Raw genomic sequence first — 17,352 nt, 5'->3', positions numbered from 1 at the left:
CCAATGGACGGGGTAAGCCCCGGGAGCGTTGCGGGATGCCGTCCGCTACGCCTTTCTAGCATCCCACCGCTAGACAGAAGCGATTTGCCCTGCGGGCACGGCTCGAAGTTTCACGTGAATCCAAGCGCTGTTGATCCTCCCGCCCGCCCTTGCTAAACCCCGAGCGCCTGCCCATATGCGGGTTTGCGAGCCGGCCAAGCCGGTTTTTTCCGATTTCAACCTGCGCGACGACCAGACCGGCGCGATCGAAAAAGAGAGTTCATCTTGGCCAAACGCGATTTCTACGAGGTGCTCGGCTGCCAGAAGGGCGCCGACGACGGAGCCCTCAAGAGCGCCTATCGCAAGCTCGCCATGCAGTTTCACCCCGACCGCAACCCGGGCAATAACGAGGCCGAGCACAAGTTCAAGGAAATCAACGAGGCCTACGACACGCTCAAGGACCCGCAGAAGCGGGCGGCTTATGACCGGTTTGGCCATGCCGCCTTCGAGAATGGCGGCGCGCGCGGCGGTCCGGGCTTCGGGCCGGAATTCGCTTCATCAATGTCGGACATCTTCGAAGACATCTTCGGCGATTTCATGGGCGGTGGTGCAGGCCGCAGGGGCGGTGGCGGCGCGGCGCGGATGCGCGGCTCGGACCTCAGATACAATCTCGAAATCTCGCTGGAAGAGAGCTTCGAGGGCCGCACGGTCGAGATCGACGTGCCGACTCTGGCCACCTGCGAAACCTGTGACGGGGCGGGCGCCAAGCCGGGCACCGGTACCCATACCTGCCGGCAGTGCAATGGCCACGGCAAGGTGCGCGCCGCGCAAGGCTTTTTCACCATCGAGCGCACCTGTCCGGTGTGCCAGGGCCGCGGGCAGATGATGGACCAGCCCTGCACCGATTGCGGCGGCCAGGGCCGGCGTCAGCAGAACCGCAAGCTGAGCGTGGACGTGCCGCAGGGCATCGAAGACGGCACCCGTATTCGCCTCGCCAATGAGGGCGAGGCAGGGTTGCGCGGCGGGCCGCCGGGCGATCTCTATATCTTCGTCTCCATCAAGCCGCACCAGCTGTTCCAGCGCGATGGCGCCGATCTTTATGCGCGCGTGCCCATCTCGATGACCACAGCGGCGTTGGGCGGAGAGTTCGAGGTGCCCACGCTCGACAATGCCCGGGCCAAGGTCAAGGTGCCCGCCGGCACGCAGCCGGGTCAGCGCGTCCGGCTCAAGGGCAAGGGCATGCCGGTGCTGCGCAGCAAGGATGTCGGCGATCTCTATGTGCAGCTCGACATCGAGACGCCGCAGAACCTCTCCCGAAAGCAGCGTGAACTGCTCGAGGAATTCGCCCGGCTCGAAACCGGCGAGACCAGCCCCAATTCGGACGGCTTCTTCGACAAGCTCAAGAAAATGTTTGAGGCTTGATCGCGTAGAAAAATCGCCCCGGTGGGGCGATTTTCGCGATCAAGGCCATGAGAGCTATGCTCGAGTGGCACGAAGATTCGGCAGGGACGGGAGAGCTCCAGCCGCTAAGGCAGCACCCTTTGCGCTGTCTGCAGCTCCGTGACCAGCTCTGCAACCGCGCGTTCGGCGGCCGTCTCGATCTCAGCCAGCGCAGTGCCATAGGGCACCTCGAGCCCCAGCCGCTTGCTCGGATCGTCGGTCCAGACAAAGGACACGAAGCTCTTTTTCTGGGCGAGATCGTGGGTGAGGTGGGTGATGGTCATTTTCGTGGTCATGGCGACGATGCTTCCTCTCCTGGAACGGCCCCTGTGCGGATAGCTGATTATTCGGAGGGGAACTGGCTCATGTCCATCCAGACATATTCCCACACATGGCCGTCAAGATCGGCAATGGCCCGGGAATACATGAAGCCATAGTCCTCGGCCGGGCGCTGTTCGCTGCCACCGGCCTTCAGTCCGGCTTCGGCGATGGTGTCCACCGCGGCGCGGCTGTCGCGGGAGAGAGCGTAGAGGGCGCCGATCTGGCTTTTGGCGTCGGGCACGGGCTGCTTTGAAAAGCTCGCGAACTTATCATGGGTCAGCAGCATCACGTAGATGGTGTCGCTGATAACGATGGACGCGGCCGTCTCGTCCGTGAATTGCGGATTGTGGTCAAAGCCCAGCGCCTTGTAGTAGGCCATGGCAGCGGCGAGGTCGCGAACCGGCACATTGACGAAGATCGATGTGTTCATTGGTTTTCTCCTTGTTTGTCGGCCAGGCCGAACCAATCCGCCCCGCCAATTCACTTGCACCGACGAAGCGGTCACGGCAGTTTCGACACTGTCGAGAAATTCGGAGGCAATATGAAGACGGCGCTCACCCTGTCGGGGTCCATCCGCAAGGGGTCCTATAACCGTATCCTGCAGCAGCATATGGGGCGCAAGCTCACCCAGGCCGGGGTGGCGGTGACAGAAATCAGCCTCGCCGATTTCGACATGCCGATCTTCAATGAGGACCTCGAGCCCGATCATGTCCCCGAAGCCGCGGTCAAGCTCGCCGAGATGTGGCGCAGCCACGACATCGTCTTCATCGCCAGCCCCGAATATAATGGCGGTGTGCCGCCGCTCCTGGTCAACACCGTCACCTGGCTCAGCCGGCAGAAGCCGAGCCCCTTCCGCCATGCCATCTTCGGGATTGGCGGGGTTTCCTCGGGAAAGTATGGCACCATATGGTCCCTGAGTCATTTGCGGGACAGCCTGACCAAGGTGGGCACGCTGATCGTGCCGACCCTGCTTGGCATCGGCCCGGCAGACACTGCGTTCGACGAGCGGGGCGACCCGGTCGAGCCGGCCATCATCCGCAAGGTTGAGCAGATGGTGCATGAGCTCACCCATTTCAGCCGAGGCTAGGATTGCGCGCGCTCTACCTCACCCATCCCCAGGTTCGCATCGACGCGGCGGTTCCCGTACCCCTCTGGGGGCTGTCGGCGATGGGGCGGTCGCGCGCCGAGGCCTTTGTGGCCCGCGGCGCGGTGCCCGAGGGCGCCATGGTGTTTTCGAGCCGCGAAACCAAGGCGCTGGAGCTGGCCGAGATCATTGCCAGCGCCGCCGGAACGCCGGTTCTTGCCGATCACCTGATGGGTGAGAATGATCGCTCGGCCACCGGCTTTTTGCCGCCGGCCCTGTTCGAGGAAACGGCTGACCGGTTCTTCGCCCATCCCCAGCAAAGCATTGATGGCTGGGAACGCGCCATCGACGCCCAGGCCCGGATCGTCTCGACCATCCGCACCGCGCTGGCCGCCGTCCCGCCCGGCACCCCCGTGATCTTTTGCGGTCATGGGGCTGTGGGGACGCTGCTCAAATGCCGGATCGGCAGTCGCCGCATCTCGCGCGAGGAGGATCAGGGCCGCATTGGCGGCCCGGGCGGCGGCAATGGCTTCCTGTTCGATCTGGCCGCCCGGCAGCTGCTGACAGACTGGACGCCTATGGAAGACATCGAGGCCATCTGGTTCCGGTGAGGCGCGCTACCGCCCCGTCCAGTCCTCCAGCCCGAACAGCTCCAAGGCGTCATTGAGTGCCGGGGCCAGGCGGTCCAGCCGCTCAGTTTCTCCATCCAAGTCCCGCAGCCGCATCGGGCCGGCCAGGGGTGCGTCAGCCACCAGCCTCGCGCCGCTCTCGGTCAGTGAAACATGGCGGGCCCGACGGTCCTCGGGGCTGGTGCGGACCTGGCACAGGCCCTTGCGCCGCAGATCGTCAATGGCCTGGCCCAGCGTCGCCGCATGCGCCAACAGCGCCTTGCGCAGGGCGGCCAGGGGAATATGCGGCCGCTCGGAAACGATGTGCAAGACCGCCAGCTGCAGCATGGTGATCCCGTGCCGGCGCTTGAGATCGCGTTCGAAACCCTTGATGGCAGTATCGAGCCGCATCCAGGCCACCATGGCCTTCAATGCCTGTTGCTGCATGACAAATCCCGCAAACACCCAAGAGAAAGCTGCCTGATATGACGCCATAGCATTGCCGCGCAAGGCCATTATGGTGACATAGCATCAAGGAAAGGCTTGCGTGCGCGCCGCGCTTGTGCGAGCGGAAAACAAATCAGCGAAAGGATAGACACAATGGCTGGCCAGTTGATCGTGGGCCTCGACGTTTCCTCGCGCGCACGCGCCGAAGAGATCATTGCCCTGCTCGGTGACAGTGTCGATTTCTACAAGATTGGCTATCAGTGCTTTTATGGCGCCGATGGCTTTGCGCTGGGCAAGGCGCTGATTGCCGCCGGCAAGAAAGTGTTCTTCGATCTCAAGCTGCTCGATATCGACAACACGGTCGAAAAGGGCGTCGCCGCCATCGCTGAGACCGGCGCCACCATGTTGACCGTCCACGCCTATCCCAAGGCCATGCGCGCTGCCCAGAAAGGGGCGGAAGGCTCCGGGCTCTGTGTGTTGGGCGTCACCGTCCTCACCTCGATGGACGATGATGACGTCAAGGAGGCCGGCTATGCGCGCGACGCGGCAGGAATGGTGGCGCTTCGCGCCCAGCAGGCTCGCGAAGCCGGTATTGGCGGCGTGGTCGCTTCGGCCCATGAAGCGGAAATGGTCCGCACCATTGTGGGCAAGACCATGGCCGTCGTGACACCCGGCATCCGCCCCGCCGGCGCCGATCGCGGCGACCAGAAGCGCGTCACCACGCCCACCGATGCGCTGGCAGCGGGAGCCTCGCATCTGGTCGTCGCCCGCCCCATCATCGCCGCCCCCGACCCGGCCGCGGCGGCCAAGGCGATTTTGGCGGAGATGAACGGGAAAAGGGTGAGCGTGGCTTAGGGGCCGAGTGGAAAAGGCTCGGCCTCCGCGCATAGCGCTCCCGTCAATCGCGCCACCGGTGCAATTGACCGCCTAGCGGCGGGTGGTCGTCAACCCGCCAGCCCGTGCTTCTGGCTCAGCTCTTCGAGATCGAGCTGTGGCCTGGCGCCGATGTGGGTGATGACTTCGGAGGCCGCGAGGCATCCGGTCTTGAGGGCCGATTCCATGGTCTGGCCGCGGGCGAGGCCCAGGAGAAAGCCGGAGGCAAAGAGATCGCCCGCTCCGGTGGCGTCGACCACCTTGTCGACCGGGAAGGCCGGGACGGAAATCACTTCGCCATTGAACACAGCCATGGCGCCATCAGCGCCCATGGTGATGGCGGCCACTTCCGCGTCCTTGGCGATTTCGCGTACAGCCGCGCCCAGATCGTCGGTTTCGTAAAGCGATTTCAGCTCGTTCACATTGGCAAAGACATAGTCGATCGTCTTGGAGCGGATCAAATCCAGGAACTCGCCGCGATAGCGATCGACGCAGAACGGATCCGAAAGGGTGAAGGCGGCGGCGCGCTCATGCTTGTGGGCATAGTGAGCGGCCAGCACGAAGGCTTTCTTGGCTTCCACCGGGTCCCACAGAAAGCCTTCCATATAGGTAATGGCGGCGCCCCCGATTTCATCAGGCCGGATATCGCGCTCGGTCAATTCGTGGCAGGCACCGAGATAGGTGTTCATGGTGCGCTCGCCATCCTCGGAGACGAAGATCATCGATCGGGCGGTCAGCGCCCCGTTCTTGAGACGCGAGGTGTTGTAGTAGACGCCGATGGCGTCCAGATCGGCCTCGAACACATCGCCCAGCGGATCGTCGGCCACCTTGCCGACAAAGGCGGCGCGCCCGCCCAGCGAGGCGACGCCGGCGGCGGTATTGGCGGCCGAGCCACCAGAAATCTGTTGCCGCCCGAGCGGCATCTTGGCGTAGAGGTCCTCGGCCCGATCGGTGTCGATCAGGTGCATGATGCCTTCCTGCATGCCCTCGCGCTCGATGAAGCCGGGTTCCACCGGGGCGATGATGTCGACGATCGCATTACCGATGGTGAGCACGTCGAAGCGGGTCTGGGTCATGAGCGGGAACGGTCCGGGTTTGCGCAAGAAAAGGGCCGTTGGCCGGTTTAGAGCATGATGCGGCGCCGGGCAATTCTTTTGGGCCTCCGGCGCCGGGGGTAATACAGGCTAAAGCGAAGAAATGATCTCTTCGATCAGCGCCTCGGTATCCTCGCCGGCGCGAATGGCGATCTGGCCGTCCAGCAACAATACCGCCAGGCCGTGTACCTTGGCCCAGGCGGCCAGCGCCTTGATGCGGCCCTTCTTTACATCGCCGCCCACCAGATGGCGCAACGTGTCAAAGGCGGCATCGGCGGCCATGCGCAGGCCGGGACGGCTATCCTTTTTCAGCTGCGGCGAGAACATCAGCCGGAACAGGTTGGCGTTCTGCAGGGCGAAGACGACATAGGTCTTGCCCATGGCCGCCATGGGGTCGTCCGGCTGGCTCGCCGCCACCGCTTCCATGCGGGCGGCAAAGCGCTGAAACCCGGTGACCGCCAGCGCCTCGAGCAGCGCAGCACGGCTGTCGAAATGGCGGTAGGGGGCCGCCGGGGACACCCCGACCGCCCGGGCCAGGTCGCGCAGGCCCAGCCCGGCCTCACCCTGCTGCTCGAGTATGACAAGCGCTGCCTCAAGCAGGGCCTGACGCAGATTGCCGTGGTGATAAGGGCTGTTGCCAGGAGATGTTGACATTGTTTACTTCTGGCCTATTTATGTATGCACTGTCAACATGAGAGCTGCACCTATGGACATTGACCTGCTCCTGGCTTCGGCCCATCACCTGGCCGTCTTCACCCTGGTGGCGCTTTTTGCGGCCGAGTTCGCGCTGGTCCGGCCGGGCCTGTCGGGTGCGCGCCTCGCCCAATTGGCGCGGATCGACGCCGCCTATGGCGCGATGGCCGGGCTGGTCGTCATTGTCGGGGTCATTCGCGTCATCTTCGGCGCGGTCGGCTATGACTATTACGTGGCCAACCATGCCTTCTGGGGCAAGATGGCGGCCTTCGTGATTGTGGGCCTGCTGACCATCCCGCCGACACTGGCTTTCCGCCGCTGGGCCAAGGCAGGCACCGGACAGGCGGACTATGCGCCCCCCGCCGACGAAATCGCCGCCAGCCGCCGTTTCATTCACCTGCAGGCCGGGTTCCTGCTGCTGATCCCCATCTTCGCCGCTGCCATGGCGCGGGGATATGGGAGCTAACGTCCGCGCGGCAGGGGCGTCTTCGGCTCAAACCGGCACCATTGGGCAATCGGGCAGCGCCAGCATTCGGGCTTGCGCGCCTTGCAGATATAGCGGCCATGCAGGATCAGCCAGTGATGCGCATGCAGCATGAAGCGCTCGGGGACCTTCTTGGTCAGCGCCTTCTCCACATCCAGCGGCGTCTTGCCCGGCGCCAGGCCGGTGCGGTTGGAGACGCGGAACAGATGCGTGTCCACCGCGATGGTGGGCTGCTTGAAATAGATATTGAGCACCACATTGGCGGTCTTGCGGCCAACGCCGGGCAGCGCTTCGAGCGCCGCGCGATCGGCTGGGACCTCGCCGCCATGCTTGTCGATCAGCATCTGGGAGAGGGCGAAGACATTTTTCGCCTTGCCGCGATAAAGCCCGATGGTCTTGATCAGCTCGGTGATCTGATCCACCCCCAGCGCCACCATGGCGGCGGGTGAGGGGGCCAGCTCGAACAGCCGCTTGGTGGCCTTGTTGACGCCCACATCGGTGGCCTGGGCCGACAGCACCACGGCCACCAGGAGCGTGAAGGCGTTGATATAGTCCAGCTCACCTTTGGGTTCGGGCTCGATCTGGTGAAAACGGGTAAAGATCGCCTCGGCGTCCGCCCTGGTCAGGGTCTTCACTTTTTTGGCAGTCGCCATTCTCTCGGCCTCGATTTTCTGCCAGTATTTCGGCCAAGAGGACGGGCGATGCAAGTCACCACAACCACACCGCTATTTGCCGCAACCCTCAGGCCAGATCGTTCCCTGCCACTGGCCGGGGGCTGGCTCGGCTTGGTCCTGGCCGGCATGGTCGGCGCGCCCCTCATCATCGCCATTCCCGAATTCCTGGTGCCGGGCCTTGCTGCCCTGGGCATGGGCACGGCCGGAATGACGGCGCTTGGTCTGCGCCAGTCGCGCCGCCGCCGCATCAGCCAGCAGGTGACGCTGTGGTCCGACCAGATCGAAATCGCCAGCACGGCTCCGGGCCAGGACAAGGTCCTGCAGCGTTTCGATCCCATGCAGGTGCGGCTGCGGCTGGAACGGGATGAGTTCGAGCGCACCACCGGCATTTTCCTGCGTGCCGGGGATAGCGAGATTGCCCTCGGCCCGTTTCTCTCCACGGCGGACAAATCGAGCTTTGCCAAGGCCTTCGGCGCAGCCCTGCGCAAGGCGCGACGCACGTCCTAGGGCCGGTCAAATCCGGGTCGCGATGGCGATTGCCGGCGGCTAGAAAGGGTCCGGGTTTTCGATGAAGGATCCGGAGATGAACCAGCTCCTGACGCTGACGCCAGCCAGCGATTACGACACCATCCGCGCCGCCATCCGCTATCTGAGCGAGACCGGCCCCGATGCCACCGATCTTGCCCGCTTTGCCCGCGCGCTGGGATTGACCGAACGGCAATTGACCGATCTGTTCCGCCGCTGGTGCGGCCTTTCCCCCAAGAGCTTTGCCCAGGCGGTGGCGCTCGATCATGCCAAGAGCCTCCTGCGCGAGAAGGCCAGCGTGCTCGACACCACCTATGAGGTGGGTCTTTCGTCCACCTCGCGGCTGCACGATCTGTTCGTCACCTATGAAGCCATGCCGCCCGGGGTGTTCCGGGCCGGTGGGGCGGGTCTCGACATGGTCTGGGGTGTTCAGCCCTCGCCCTTCGGGCTCGCCGTGGTCACGGCCACCGAATATGGCATTTCCGGCCTGGGTTTTGCCGATGCCGAAACCAGTATTGATGCCGCCTTTGCCGACCTGGCCAATCGTTGGCCCAATGCGCGCTTCGTGCGGGATGACGCGCGTGTCGCGCCGCTAGTCGGGCAAGTCTTTGCGCCCCACCAGTGGTCGGCGGACCGCCCGGTCCGCGTGGTGCTGATCGGCACCGATTTCGAGGTCAAGGTGTGGGAGACGCTGCTGAAAATCCCCTGCGGCCGGGCCACGACCTACGCCCAGGTCGCGCGCTCGATCGGCCGTCCCAGCGCCTCGCGGGCGGTCGGTGCCGCCGTGGGCAAGAACCCGATCAGCTTCGTGGTCCCCTGCCACCGTGTGGTTGGCAGCTCCGGGGCGCTTACCGGCTATCACTGGGGCGTGCCGCGCAAGCGCGCCATTCTCGGCTGGGAAGCCGGGGTGATTTCGGCGGCACATTGACACTGGTCTGACCCGGTTTTGCGGAACTTCACCCCCGGCCCGGGCTTTGCCTCTTTGAGCATCGGCCAGAGAGGCAGCATGAACCAGACCACACGCGCAATACTGACCGGCATTTTCGTGGTGGCGGCCCTGCTGCTCGCCTGGCAATTGTCGGCCATTTTGCTGCTGGCCTTTGCGAGCCTGCTGGTGGCGGCGCTGCTGGACGCGGCCGTAAGGCCCCTATGCGATTGGCTGCCCCTGCCGCGGCCGCTGCTGGTCGTGGTGATGGCCTTAATCGTCATCGCCATTGTCGGCGGGGGGCTGTCCTGGGGCGGCATCAGCCTCTGGCAGGGTGTCGATGATCTCTGGACCATGATCGGCAATCGCGCGGTCGAGCTCTATGAGCGCTTCCGCGACGAGCTGGGCGATCCCCTCGCCGAGGAGAACAGCTCGCTGGTTCAGAGCCTGCTGCCCGATCCTTCGAGCCTTTTCAGCCAGGCCGGGTCGATCTTCGGCATCACCCTTGGCGTTCTGGGCAATGTTGTCATCATCGCCTTTCTCGGCCTGTTCTTCGCCATTGATCCCAGGGGTTATCGCGACGGCGTGTTGTTGCTCATCCCGGCGCAGTATCGGCCGCGCTTCCGGGATGCCTTGAACCATACCGGGCAGACCCTGCGGGGCTGGCTGGTGACGCAATTGGCCGTAATGGTGCTGATCGGGGTGCTGGTCTTCACCCTTCTGACCCTTCTGGGTTCGCCCGACGCCCTGCTGCTCGGCATTCTGGCCGGCGCGGTCAATTTCATACCCTATCTCGGACCGATCATTTCGGCCGTGCCCATCCTGCTGTCCCTGGCGGGACAGGACATGACGGCACTCTGGATCGGGGCGCTGGGCCTGCTGGTGATCCAGAACCTGGAAGGCTATGTGATCACGCCGCTCTTGCAGGAGCGCATCATTGCGCTCCCGCCCGCCTGGTCGCTGACCATCATGGCCGTAATGGGCGTTTTGTTCGGGCCCATGGGCGTGGCCCTGGCCACGCCCCTTTTCGCTGTCGGCCGCACGCTGACGCAAAAGCTCTATATCGAGCCCCGCGACGCCCAGGAGCGGAAAACCAGCTCCGGGTCTTAGAGGGTCAGGCGTTCGACCAGCTTGCCGTCGGGCCCGATCTTGTAGACCGTCGGTTCGCCGGTCGCGATCTCGCGGGCCAGGATCTCGTCCGGCGTCAGCCCCTCAATGGCCATGACCAAAGCCCGCAGCGAATTGCCATGGGCCGCGACCAGCACGGTCTTGCCGGCCTTGAGCTGGGGCAGGATTTCGGCCTCGTAATAGGGCAGGGTGCGGGCCGCGGTGTCCTTGAGGCTCTCACCGCCCGGCGGGGGCACGTCGTAGGAGCGGCGCCAGATATGCACCTGTTCTTCACCCCATTTCTCCCGCGCATCATCCTTGTTGAGGCCGGCGAGGTCACCATAGTCCCGCTCGTTGAGCGCGATGTTGCGGGTGATGGTGACATTGTCGATGCCCATTTCTTCCAGCATCAGATCCAGCGTGTGCTGGGCGCGCCGCAGCGCCGAGGTGTAATAGAGGTCGGGCACGAATCCAGCGGTCTTGAGCGCCTTGCCTGTCGCGCGGGCCTCGCCCTCACCCTTCTCGGTCAGGTTGGGGTTGCGCCAGCCGGTGAAGAGGTTCTTGAGGTTCCATTCGCTCTGGCCATGACGCACCAGAATCAGCGTACCGCTCATGTTTTTGGTCCCTTGGGTTTGGGTTAGTCGTTAAGGCCGAGCACGTCGGCCATGGAATAGAGGCCCGGCTTTTGCCCGGCGGCCCAGAGCGCCGCCCGGATCGCGCCATTGGCATAGATGGTGCGGTCCTGCGCCCGGTGATTGAGCTCGATGCGTTCGGACTGGCCGGCCAGGATCACCATATGGTCGCCGATCACATTGCCGCCGCGCAGGGTGGCAAAGCCGATCGTGCCAGCCTCGCGCGGACCCGTATGGCCGTCGCGCACCCGCACCGAATGGTCCTTGAGGCTGATATTGCGCCCGCGGGCCGCAGCCTCGCCCAGCATCAAGGCCGTGCCGGAAGGGGCATCGACCTTCTTGTTGTGGTGCATTTCGAGCACTTCGACATCGTAGTCCGCCAGCGCCCGCGCCGCCTTTTCCACCAGGACGGTCAGCGCCACCATGCCGGGGGAGAAATTGCCCGATTTGACCACGCGCGCGCCGGCGGCCCCGGCTTCGGCGATAGCGGCATCGTCGGCCTCCGAACAGCCGGTGGTGCCGATGATGTGGATGAGGCCCTTTTCGGCGGCGAGCTTGGCCAGCGCCACGCTGGCGGCGGGGGCAGTAAAGTCGATGATGGCATCGGCCTGGTCGACGAGCCCGGCAGCGTCTTCACTCACGAGCACACCCAATGGCTCGACACCGGCCAGGGTGCCTGCGTCCTTGCCGATGGCGGGGGACCCGGTGCGGTCCAGCGCGCCGACCAGCTCCACCCCGTCATGGGCCGCCACGGCTGCAATATTGGCGACGCCCATGCGGCCGCCGGCTCCGGCCACGATGATGCGCAATTTGGTCATGCCGCAAACTCCCTGCAATTGCCCTCGCCTATAGCAGCGCCTCGCCGCGCCGCCAACCGGGATGCCCGGAACCTTTCGGCTGTGCTAGGATTCGGCAAAACAACAAGACCAAACGGACCTGTTCATGACACTCACCAATGTGCTGGCCGGTATTGCCGTGGAAGATCTCGGTCATTCCCTGGTCTGGTACGAATATCTGTTCGGCCGACCGGCCGATGCGCGCACCATGGTCGATGTGGCCGAATGGAAATTGCCCGGCGGCGGCTGGGTGCATGTGATGACCGACGAGGACCGGGCCGGTGCCAGCGTCGTCATGCTGATCGTCGACGATATCGAGGAAGAGCTGGCCCGGCTCGAACTGCATGGCATCAAGCCGGTTGCCAAGGCTATCGGCCATTTCTTCAAGACCGCCAAGGTGCGCGATCCGGACGGCAATCTCATCATTCTGAGCCAGCCGCAGCAAGGGACGTATTAGAGCCAAGGGAGCCGCGAGCAATCTGTCTATCGTCATTGCCCGGCCCGTCCGGGTGGTGACGGCGTGGAGGCATCTGGTCTCAAGGCGCGCGCGCTGTTCGGCTCATAGCCGTTTCAACTTCACCTCGTCGACGCGGTGATCCTTGCCCTTCTTGAGAATCAGATCGGCCCGTCCGCGGGTGGGCAGCACGTTCTCGAGCAGATTGGGCAGGTTGATCGTCTCCCACACATTGCGGCCAAATTCACCGGCCTCCTCTTCGCTCATCTGCGAGAATTTGCGGAAGAAGGAGGTGGGATCGCGGAAGGCGGTTTCGCGCAGGCGGAAGAAGCGGGTGAGATACCAGTCGCGCAAATCCTCGACGTCGGCGTCGATATAGATCGAAAAGTCGATGAAGTCGGAGGCAAAGACGATGGGCTTGCCATCGCGCGGCAGCTCGCCGGGCTGCAGGATATTGAGGCCTTCGACAATCAGGATGTCGGGACGGTCGATGATGACCTCCTCGCCCGGTACCACGTCATAGACCAGGTGCGAATAGACCGGCACGGCCACCCTGGACTTGCCGGACTTGATGTCGCCCAGGAAATTGACAAAGCGCGCGCGGTCATAGCTTTCCGGAAAGCCCTTGCGCTGCATCAGGCCGCGCTCCTCGAGCACCCTGTTGGGATGCAGGAACCCGTCCGTGGTGACGAGATCGACCTTTGGACTGGAGGGCCAGCGGCTCAGCAGCGCGCGCAGGATGCGCGAGGTGGTCGACTTGCCCACCGCCACCGAACCGGCAACGCCGATGATGAAGGGCACCTTGTCGCCTGGCGTATTGAGAAAGCGCGAGGAGACGTGATGCAGCCCCTGAACGGCCTCGACATAATAGGAGAGGAGGCGCGAGAGCGGCAGGTAGACCTCCTCGGCCTCGGCCAGCGAGATCGGGTCGCTGAGCGACCGCAGCCGGTCGATATCCTCGGCGGTCAGCGTCATCGGCTGGCCGTTTCTGAGGTCGCTCCACTGCTGCTTGGTGAAGGTGCGGTAGGGATCGAGGGCGGCGGGACGCTTGGCCATTATGACTGGGTCCCCCGGGCGGCCTTTTCGGCCAGGCCCGACTGGGCGGTACGGGCGTCGAGTTCGGCCATTACCTCGGCCAGCGACACATTCTCGGCTTTGAGAACCACCAGCAGGTGATAGAGCAGATCGGCACTTTCCTTGACCAGTTCGGCCCGATCGTGGGTCACCGCCGCGATCACCGCTTCAGTCGCTTCCTCACCCAGCTTCTGGGCGGCCTTGTCGATGCCGCGGGCAATCAGCTTGGCCGTATAGCTGTCTTCGGGCGAGGCGGCGGCACGCTGGGCGATGCGCGCTTCGAGTTCTTCAAGGGTCATGGATATGGTCTCCTCGGGCGGACCATTGGTGGAAACGGCGCCGCCTGCAATAGAACTTAAGCCGCCTTGCCGGCCGCCTTGTCGAGCCGCATGGCGATCCCGTGCTCGGCCATATAGGCCTTGGCCTGAGGGATGGTGAACGTCCCGAAGTGGAAGATCGAGGCGGCCAGCACGGCGCTGGCATGCCCCTCGATCACCCCGTCGACCAGGTGCTGCAAGGTGCCGACGCCGCCCGAGGCGATCACCGGCACTTCGACGCTGTCGGCAATGGCCCGGGTCAGTTCGAGATCGAAGCCGGATTTGGTGCCGTCGCGATCCATCGAGGTGACCAGCAATTCGCCGGCACCACGCTCGACCATTTTGGCCGCAAACTCCACCGCGTCGATCCCCGTTGGCTTGCGACCGCCATGGGTATGGATTTCCCACTCCGTGCGATTGTCGCCGCCGACGCGCTGGCCCAGCCGCTGCTTGGCATCGACCGAGACAACGATGCATTGATTGCCGAACTTGTCGGCTGCCCGGGCAATGAAATCGGGATCGTTCACGGCGGCCGAATTGATCGCCACCTTGTCGGCGCCGGCCAGCAGCAGCTTGCGGATATCCTCGATGCTCCGCACGCCACCGCCCACCGTGACCGGCATGAAGCAATGCTCGGCCGTTCGCGCCACCACGTCGAAAATGGTGTCCCGGCCCTCATGGCTGGCGGTGATGTCAAGGAAGGTCAATTCATCCGCCCCGGCCGCGTCATAGGCCATGGCCGCTTCCACCGGATCGCCGGCATCGATCAGGTCGACGAAGTTGACACCTTTGACGACGCGGCCGCCGGCCACGTCCAGACAGGGGATGATGCGTGTCTTGAGACTCATGTCTTTGCCTTTTGCATCCGCCCCCAGGCGATGCGATGGATGATGAGAATGACCAGCCAGACGATCAGCGCGCCGCCGCCCAGCGGCAATGTCGCCAGCGCGAACCAGCCCAGCACGAAAAGGGTATAGAGCGTATCGCCCCAATCCGTCCCCCCGATCATGCAGGGATTGATCGATCCTTCGTTGAGCATGCAGCCATTGGCTTCGGCCAGAAAGCCGGCCAGCAGGATGCCGAGCACCGGCGCAAAGGCGAACAGCAGGATCAGCGCCAAGAGCAGCCAATAGATCCACCAGGGGAATCGCGTTGGCCGCTTGTCGCTCACGCTGCCCTCAATCTGGCGAGTGCTTCACGTGAATCAATGCGCCCGTCATAAAGCGCCCGGCCGGAAATGGCGCCTTCCAGCACCTGATATTCGGGCCGCGTCATGCGCTCGATATCGTCCATGGAGGCCAGGCCTCCCGAGGCGATGACGGGAATGGAGGTTGCCCGCGCCAGCTCCAGCGTCGCGTCCCAGTTGATGCCGGCCAGCACGCCGTCGCGATCAATATCGGTATAGATGATGGCGGCAACACCAGCGCCCTCGAAGCGCTTGGCCAATTCGATCACCGAGAGCTCGGAGGTTTCGGCCCAGCCTTCGACGGCCACCATGCCCTTGCGCGCATCGATGCCCACGGCCACCTGGTCCGGCCAAGTCTTGGCGGCTTCCTTCACCAGCGCCGGATCGCGCACCGCAACGGTGCCGAGAATGACGCGGGCCAGACCCTTGTCGAGCCAGTTTTCGATATGGGCCAGAGTGCGGATGCCGCCGCCCAGCTGGACCGGGAAATTCACCGTCTTGAGGATGGCTTCCACCGCCGCGCCATTGACGCTCTCGCCGGCAAAGGCGCCGTTGAGATCGACGACATGGAGATATTCGAACCCCTGGTCCTCGAAGCTCTTGGCCTGGGCGGCCGGATCGTCATTGAAGACAGTCGCCTGCGCCATGTCGCCGAGCTTGAGGCGCACGCATTGGCCGTCCTTGAGGTCGATGGCAGGAAACAGGATCACGGTGCCCATCCCAAAAAGTTCTCGATCAGCTTCAATCCCAGCGCCTGGCTTTTTTCCGGGTGGAACTGGGTGCCGAAGATATTGTCGCGGCCGACACAGGCGGTCAGCGGCCCGCCATAGTCAGTGGTGGCGATCAGCGTTTCGGCGTGATCGGTCTTCAAGTGATAGGAGTGGACGAAATAGGCGTGCAGGCCATTCGGCCCCGTCTCAATCCCCTCGAGCAGCGCATGGGGCCGGGTCACCGAAATCGTGTTCCAGCCCATATGCGGAATCTTGAGGCTCGGATCGGCCGGCACGATCTTTTCGACAGCACCCGGGATCCAGCCCAGACCCTTTGTCACCACCTTTTCGCGACCTTCGCTGGCCAGCAATTGCATGCCGACACAGACCCCCAGAAACGGCGTGCCGCCCTTGATGACGCGTTCGCCGAGCACCTCGATCATGCCGGGCACGGCCTCCAGTCCGGCCATGCAATCGGCAAAGGCGCCGACGCCGGGCAGCATGATGCGGTCGGCCTCGCGCACCGCGTCCGGATCGCTGGTGACCTGGATCACATCACCCTGGGCCCGTTCGGCGGCCATGCGCTCGAAAGCCTTGGCGGCCGAGTGCAGATTGCCGGCGCCATAGTCGATGATGGCAACAGTGCTCATGCCGATGTCTCCATGGCAGCCAGGCGCGCCTGGTCGGCATCGGCCGAAAACCGATAGCCGCCGGCGGCATAGCCGCGCCGCTTGAGGGCCCGCTGCCTTGCGCCGGGCGCGGCGAAACCGCTGGCGATGGCGATGAGGATATAGAGCCAGATCACCGCATCGGCCCCGATTGAGGGCGCAGCAAAAACCAGAGCCACGATCCCCAGCACAAACAGCACCAGCTGCCCCCAGAGCCGATGGGCCAGCGCATGCACGGGCGGCAGCAGCGCGGCAAACCAGGAGAATTTCTCGGGCACGGCCCGGGGCAGGGCGCCGACATCGGATTTGAGAATGGCGTAGAGGGTCACTGTTTTCTCCAAATCCCCGCTGTCATCCCGGCCTTGAGCCGGGATCCATCTTGAGATCTCAGGATGGGCCCCGGCTTTCGCCGGGGTGACACCCCGTGGTTGGCCGTGACTTAGTGCAAAAGTGTCGGCAACGAAAGGGACTACAGCACGCCCTTGGTGCTGGGCACGCGGTCGGCCGTGCGCGGATCAATCTCGACCGCCTCGCGCAAGGCCCGCGCCACCGCCTTGAACATGGACTCGGCCAGATGGTGGTTGTTGTCGAAGTAGAAATTCTCGATATGCAGCGTGATGCCGGCATTGATCGCCAGCGCCTGGAAGAACTCCCGGAACAGTTCGGTGTCGATCTCGCCGATCTTGGCCTGGCTGAACTCGGCCTTGAAAACGAGGAAGGCGCGGCCAGAAACGTCCAGCGCCGCCCGGGTCAGCGTGCCGTCCATGGGCAGGTCGCAGCTGGCATAGCGGCGAATGCCCTTCTTGTCGCCGAGCGCCTCGCGGATCGCCTGGCCCAGCGCAATGCCGACATCTTCGACCGTGTGGTGGAAGTCGATATGGAGGTCACCCTTGCAGGCCACATCCATGTCGATCAGCGAATGGCGGCTGAGCTGGTCCATCATGTGGTCGAAAAAGCCCACGCCGGTCTGCATGGTGTGCGCGCCGGTACCGTCGAGATTGATCGAGACGGCAATCTCGGTCTCGTTGGTCTTGCGGGTGATCGTTGCGGTGCGCATCGGTGCTGGTCTCCGGAACTGGGCGTTCCCTAGCAGATAGGCAGCATCGCGTGAAGATTGGGTTTAGCGCGCCACTTATCCCCACCCCCAAAACCTCCCGCATAATGCCCTCATTCCTCTCGCGATAGGGCGGCCTGCAGCGACCAGTGGCGGGAGGGAAAGCC

General features: G+C 64.1%; 25 protein-coding genes. 9 read left to right on the top strand and 16 right to left on the bottom strand.

Features of this window, described 5'->3' with window-relative positions; translation table 11 throughout:
* Window positions 1-264 precede the first annotated feature (264 nt).
* Window positions 265-1,401: a molecular chaperone DnaJ gene (gene dnaJ / locus QZ564_RS16500; protein ID WP_297112315.1), complete on the top strand. Its 1,137-nt coding sequence runs from the start codon at window positions 265-267 to the stop codon at window positions 1,399-1,401.
* 104 nt (window positions 1,402-1,505) lie between these two features.
* Here dnaJ and QZ564_RS16495 read toward each other — a convergent pair whose 3' ends face one another.
* Together QZ564_RS16495 and QZ564_RS16490 are read right to left on the bottom strand one after the other, a co-directional pair.
* Window positions 1,506-1,715, bottom strand: a complete 210-nt coding sequence (locus tag QZ564_RS16495; protein ID WP_297112312.1) for a hypothetical protein — start codon at window positions 1,713-1,715, stop codon at window positions 1,506-1,508.
* Window positions 1,716-1,762: 47 nt separating this feature from the next.
* On the bottom strand, window positions 1,763-2,170 hold the full coding sequence (locus tag QZ564_RS16490; protein WP_297112311.1) for a VOC family protein: 408 nt from the start codon (window positions 2,168-2,170) through the stop codon (window positions 1,763-1,765).
* 111 nt (window positions 2,171-2,281) lie between these two features.
* Here QZ564_RS16490 and QZ564_RS16485 point away from each other — a divergent pair, with 111 nt between their 5' ends.
* Window positions 2,282-2,827 (top strand): NADPH-dependent FMN reductase, encoded by a 546-nt coding sequence (locus QZ564_RS16485; RefSeq protein ID WP_297112309.1) that lies wholly within the window; start codon window positions 2,282-2,284, stop codon window positions 2,825-2,827.
* A gap of 2 nt (window positions 2,828-2,829) precedes the next feature.
* Entirely contained in the window at window positions 2,830-3,435 is a 606-nt protein-coding gene (locus QZ564_RS16480) for a histidine phosphatase family protein (protein ID WP_297112308.1), read from the top strand.
* Between the two features lie 6 nt (window positions 3,436-3,441).
* Here QZ564_RS16480 and QZ564_RS16475 read toward each other — a convergent pair whose 3' ends face one another.
* Window positions 3,442-3,879: a MarR family transcriptional regulator gene (locus tag QZ564_RS16475; protein WP_297112306.1), complete on the bottom strand. Its 438-nt coding sequence runs from the start codon at window positions 3,877-3,879 to the stop codon at window positions 3,442-3,444.
* Between the two features lie 153 nt (window positions 3,880-4,032).
* Between QZ564_RS16475 and pyrF the strand changes: the two genes are divergently transcribed.
* A complete protein-coding gene (pyrF, locus tag QZ564_RS16470) occupies window positions 4,033-4,734 on the top strand; it encodes an orotidine-5'-phosphate decarboxylase (RefSeq protein WP_297112304.1) in 702 nt (233 codons plus the stop codon).
* An 89-nt stretch (window positions 4,735-4,823) separates the two neighbouring features.
* Here the strand turns inward: pyrF and QZ564_RS16465 are convergent, their stop codons facing one another.
* Window positions 4,824-5,828: an adenosine kinase gene (locus tag QZ564_RS16465; RefSeq protein ID WP_297112302.1), complete on the bottom strand. Its 1,005-nt coding sequence runs from the start codon at window positions 5,826-5,828 to the stop codon at window positions 4,824-4,826.
* Between the two features lie 108 nt (window positions 5,829-5,936).
* Window positions 5,937-6,500, bottom strand: a complete 564-nt coding sequence (locus QZ564_RS16460) for a TetR/AcrR family transcriptional regulator (protein ID WP_297112300.1) — start codon at window positions 6,498-6,500, stop codon at window positions 5,937-5,939.
* A gap of 52 nt (window positions 6,501-6,552) precedes the next feature.
* Here QZ564_RS16460 and QZ564_RS16455 point away from each other — a divergent pair, with 52 nt between their 5' ends.
* Entirely contained in the window at window positions 6,553-7,005 is a 453-nt protein-coding gene (locus tag QZ564_RS16455) for a DUF2214 family protein (protein ID WP_297112297.1), read from the top strand.
* Here QZ564_RS16455 and nth read toward each other — a convergent pair.
* Window positions 7,002-7,676 (bottom strand): endonuclease III, encoded by a 675-nt coding sequence (gene nth / locus QZ564_RS16450; RefSeq protein WP_297112294.1) that lies wholly within the window; start codon window positions 7,674-7,676, stop codon window positions 7,002-7,004. The genes QZ564_RS16455 and nth overlap by 4 nt on opposite strands.
* Before the next feature lie 48 nt (window positions 7,677-7,724).
* On the opposite strand from nth, the gene QZ564_RS16445 reads away from it, so the two are divergent.
* From QZ564_RS16445 to QZ564_RS16435, 3 genes are all read left to right on the top strand, one after another.
* Window positions 7,725-8,204, top strand: a complete 480-nt coding sequence (locus QZ564_RS16445; RefSeq protein WP_297112292.1) for a DUF2244 domain-containing protein — start codon at window positions 7,725-7,727, stop codon at window positions 8,202-8,204.
* 76 nt (window positions 8,205-8,280) lie between these two features.
* Entirely contained in the window at window positions 8,281-9,150 is an 870-nt protein-coding gene (locus QZ564_RS16440; RefSeq protein WP_297112290.1) for a methylated-DNA--[protein]-cysteine S-methyltransferase, read from the top strand.
* Window positions 9,151-9,228: 78 nt separating this feature from the next.
* A complete protein-coding gene (locus QZ564_RS16435) occupies window positions 9,229-10,257 on the top strand; it encodes an AI-2E family transporter (protein WP_297112288.1) in 1,029 nt (342 codons plus the stop codon).
* On the opposite strand, the gene QZ564_RS16430 is transcribed toward QZ564_RS16435, so the two are convergent.
* Together QZ564_RS16430 and dapB are read right to left on the bottom strand one after the other, a co-directional pair.
* Complete coding sequence (locus QZ564_RS16430; protein WP_297112286.1) at window positions 10,254-10,868, bottom strand: 2,3-bisphosphoglycerate-dependent phosphoglycerate mutase; 615 nt, start codon at window positions 10,866-10,868, stop codon at window positions 10,254-10,256. The two genes, QZ564_RS16435 and QZ564_RS16430, sit on opposite strands and share 4 nt — an antisense overlap.
* 23 nt (window positions 10,869-10,891) lie before the next feature.
* Window positions 10,892-11,704: a 4-hydroxy-tetrahydrodipicolinate reductase gene (dapB, locus tag QZ564_RS16425; protein WP_297112284.1), complete on the bottom strand. Its 813-nt coding sequence runs from the start codon at window positions 11,702-11,704 to the stop codon at window positions 10,892-10,894.
* Window positions 11,705-11,828: 124 nt separating this feature from the next.
* On the opposite strand from dapB, the gene QZ564_RS16420 reads away from it, so the two are divergent.
* Window positions 11,829-12,179: a VOC family protein gene (locus QZ564_RS16420; protein ID WP_297112282.1), complete on the top strand. Its 351-nt coding sequence runs from the start codon at window positions 11,829-11,831 to the stop codon at window positions 12,177-12,179.
* Between the two features lie 102 nt (window positions 12,180-12,281).
* Here QZ564_RS16420 and coaA read toward each other — a convergent pair whose 3' ends face one another.
* From coaA to hisB, 8 genes are all read right to left on the bottom strand, one after another.
* Window positions 12,282-13,232, bottom strand: a complete 951-nt coding sequence (gene coaA, locus QZ564_RS16415; protein ID WP_297112280.1) for a type I pantothenate kinase — start codon at window positions 13,230-13,232, stop codon at window positions 12,282-12,284.
* Window positions 13,232-13,549, bottom strand: coding sequence for a phosphoribosyl-ATP diphosphatase (locus QZ564_RS16410; protein ID WP_297112278.1), 318 nt, complete (start codon window positions 13,547-13,549; stop codon window positions 13,232-13,234). The genes coaA and QZ564_RS16410 overlap by 1 nt, the downstream gene beginning before the upstream one ends.
* 56 nt (window positions 13,550-13,605) lie before the next feature.
* Entirely contained in the window at window positions 13,606-14,415 is an 810-nt protein-coding gene (gene hisF, locus QZ564_RS16405; protein WP_297112276.1) for an imidazole glycerol phosphate synthase subunit HisF, read from the bottom strand.
* Window positions 14,412-14,738, bottom strand: coding sequence for a hypothetical protein (locus QZ564_RS16400; protein WP_297112274.1), 327 nt, complete (start codon window positions 14,736-14,738; stop codon window positions 14,412-14,414). Before QZ564_RS16400 ends, hisF begins: the two co-directional genes overlap by 4 nt.
* Window positions 14,735-15,463 (bottom strand): 1-(5-phosphoribosyl)-5-[(5-phosphoribosylamino)methylideneamino]imidazole-4-carboxamide isomerase, encoded by a 729-nt coding sequence (gene hisA / locus QZ564_RS16395; RefSeq protein ID WP_297112272.1) that lies wholly within the window; start codon window positions 15,461-15,463, stop codon window positions 14,735-14,737. The genes QZ564_RS16400 and hisA overlap by 4 nt, the downstream gene beginning before the upstream one ends.
* Window positions 15,460-16,113: an imidazole glycerol phosphate synthase subunit HisH gene (gene hisH / locus QZ564_RS16390; RefSeq protein ID WP_297112270.1), complete on the bottom strand. Its 654-nt coding sequence runs from the start codon at window positions 16,111-16,113 to the stop codon at window positions 15,460-15,462. The genes hisA and hisH overlap by 4 nt, the downstream gene beginning before the upstream one ends.
* Window positions 16,110-16,460 carry a DUF2628 domain-containing protein gene (locus QZ564_RS16385; protein WP_297112268.1) on the bottom strand — a complete coding sequence of 117 codons (351 nt, stop codon included), beginning with the start codon at window positions 16,458-16,460 and terminating at the stop codon, window positions 16,110-16,112. Before QZ564_RS16385 ends, hisH begins: the two co-directional genes overlap by 4 nt.
* A gap of 140 nt (window positions 16,461-16,600) precedes the next feature.
* Entirely contained in the window at window positions 16,601-17,188 is a 588-nt protein-coding gene (gene hisB, locus QZ564_RS16380) for an imidazoleglycerol-phosphate dehydratase HisB (RefSeq protein WP_297112267.1), read from the bottom strand.
* Window positions 17,189-17,352: the final 164 nt, after the last annotated feature.

Origin of the sequence: uncultured Devosia sp. (genome assembly GCF_913055165.1) — a bacterium.
Classification (GTDB): Bacteria; Pseudomonadota; Alphaproteobacteria; order Rhizobiales; family Devosiaceae; genus Devosia.
This window is presented reverse-complemented; position numbering and strand designations above follow the sequence as displayed.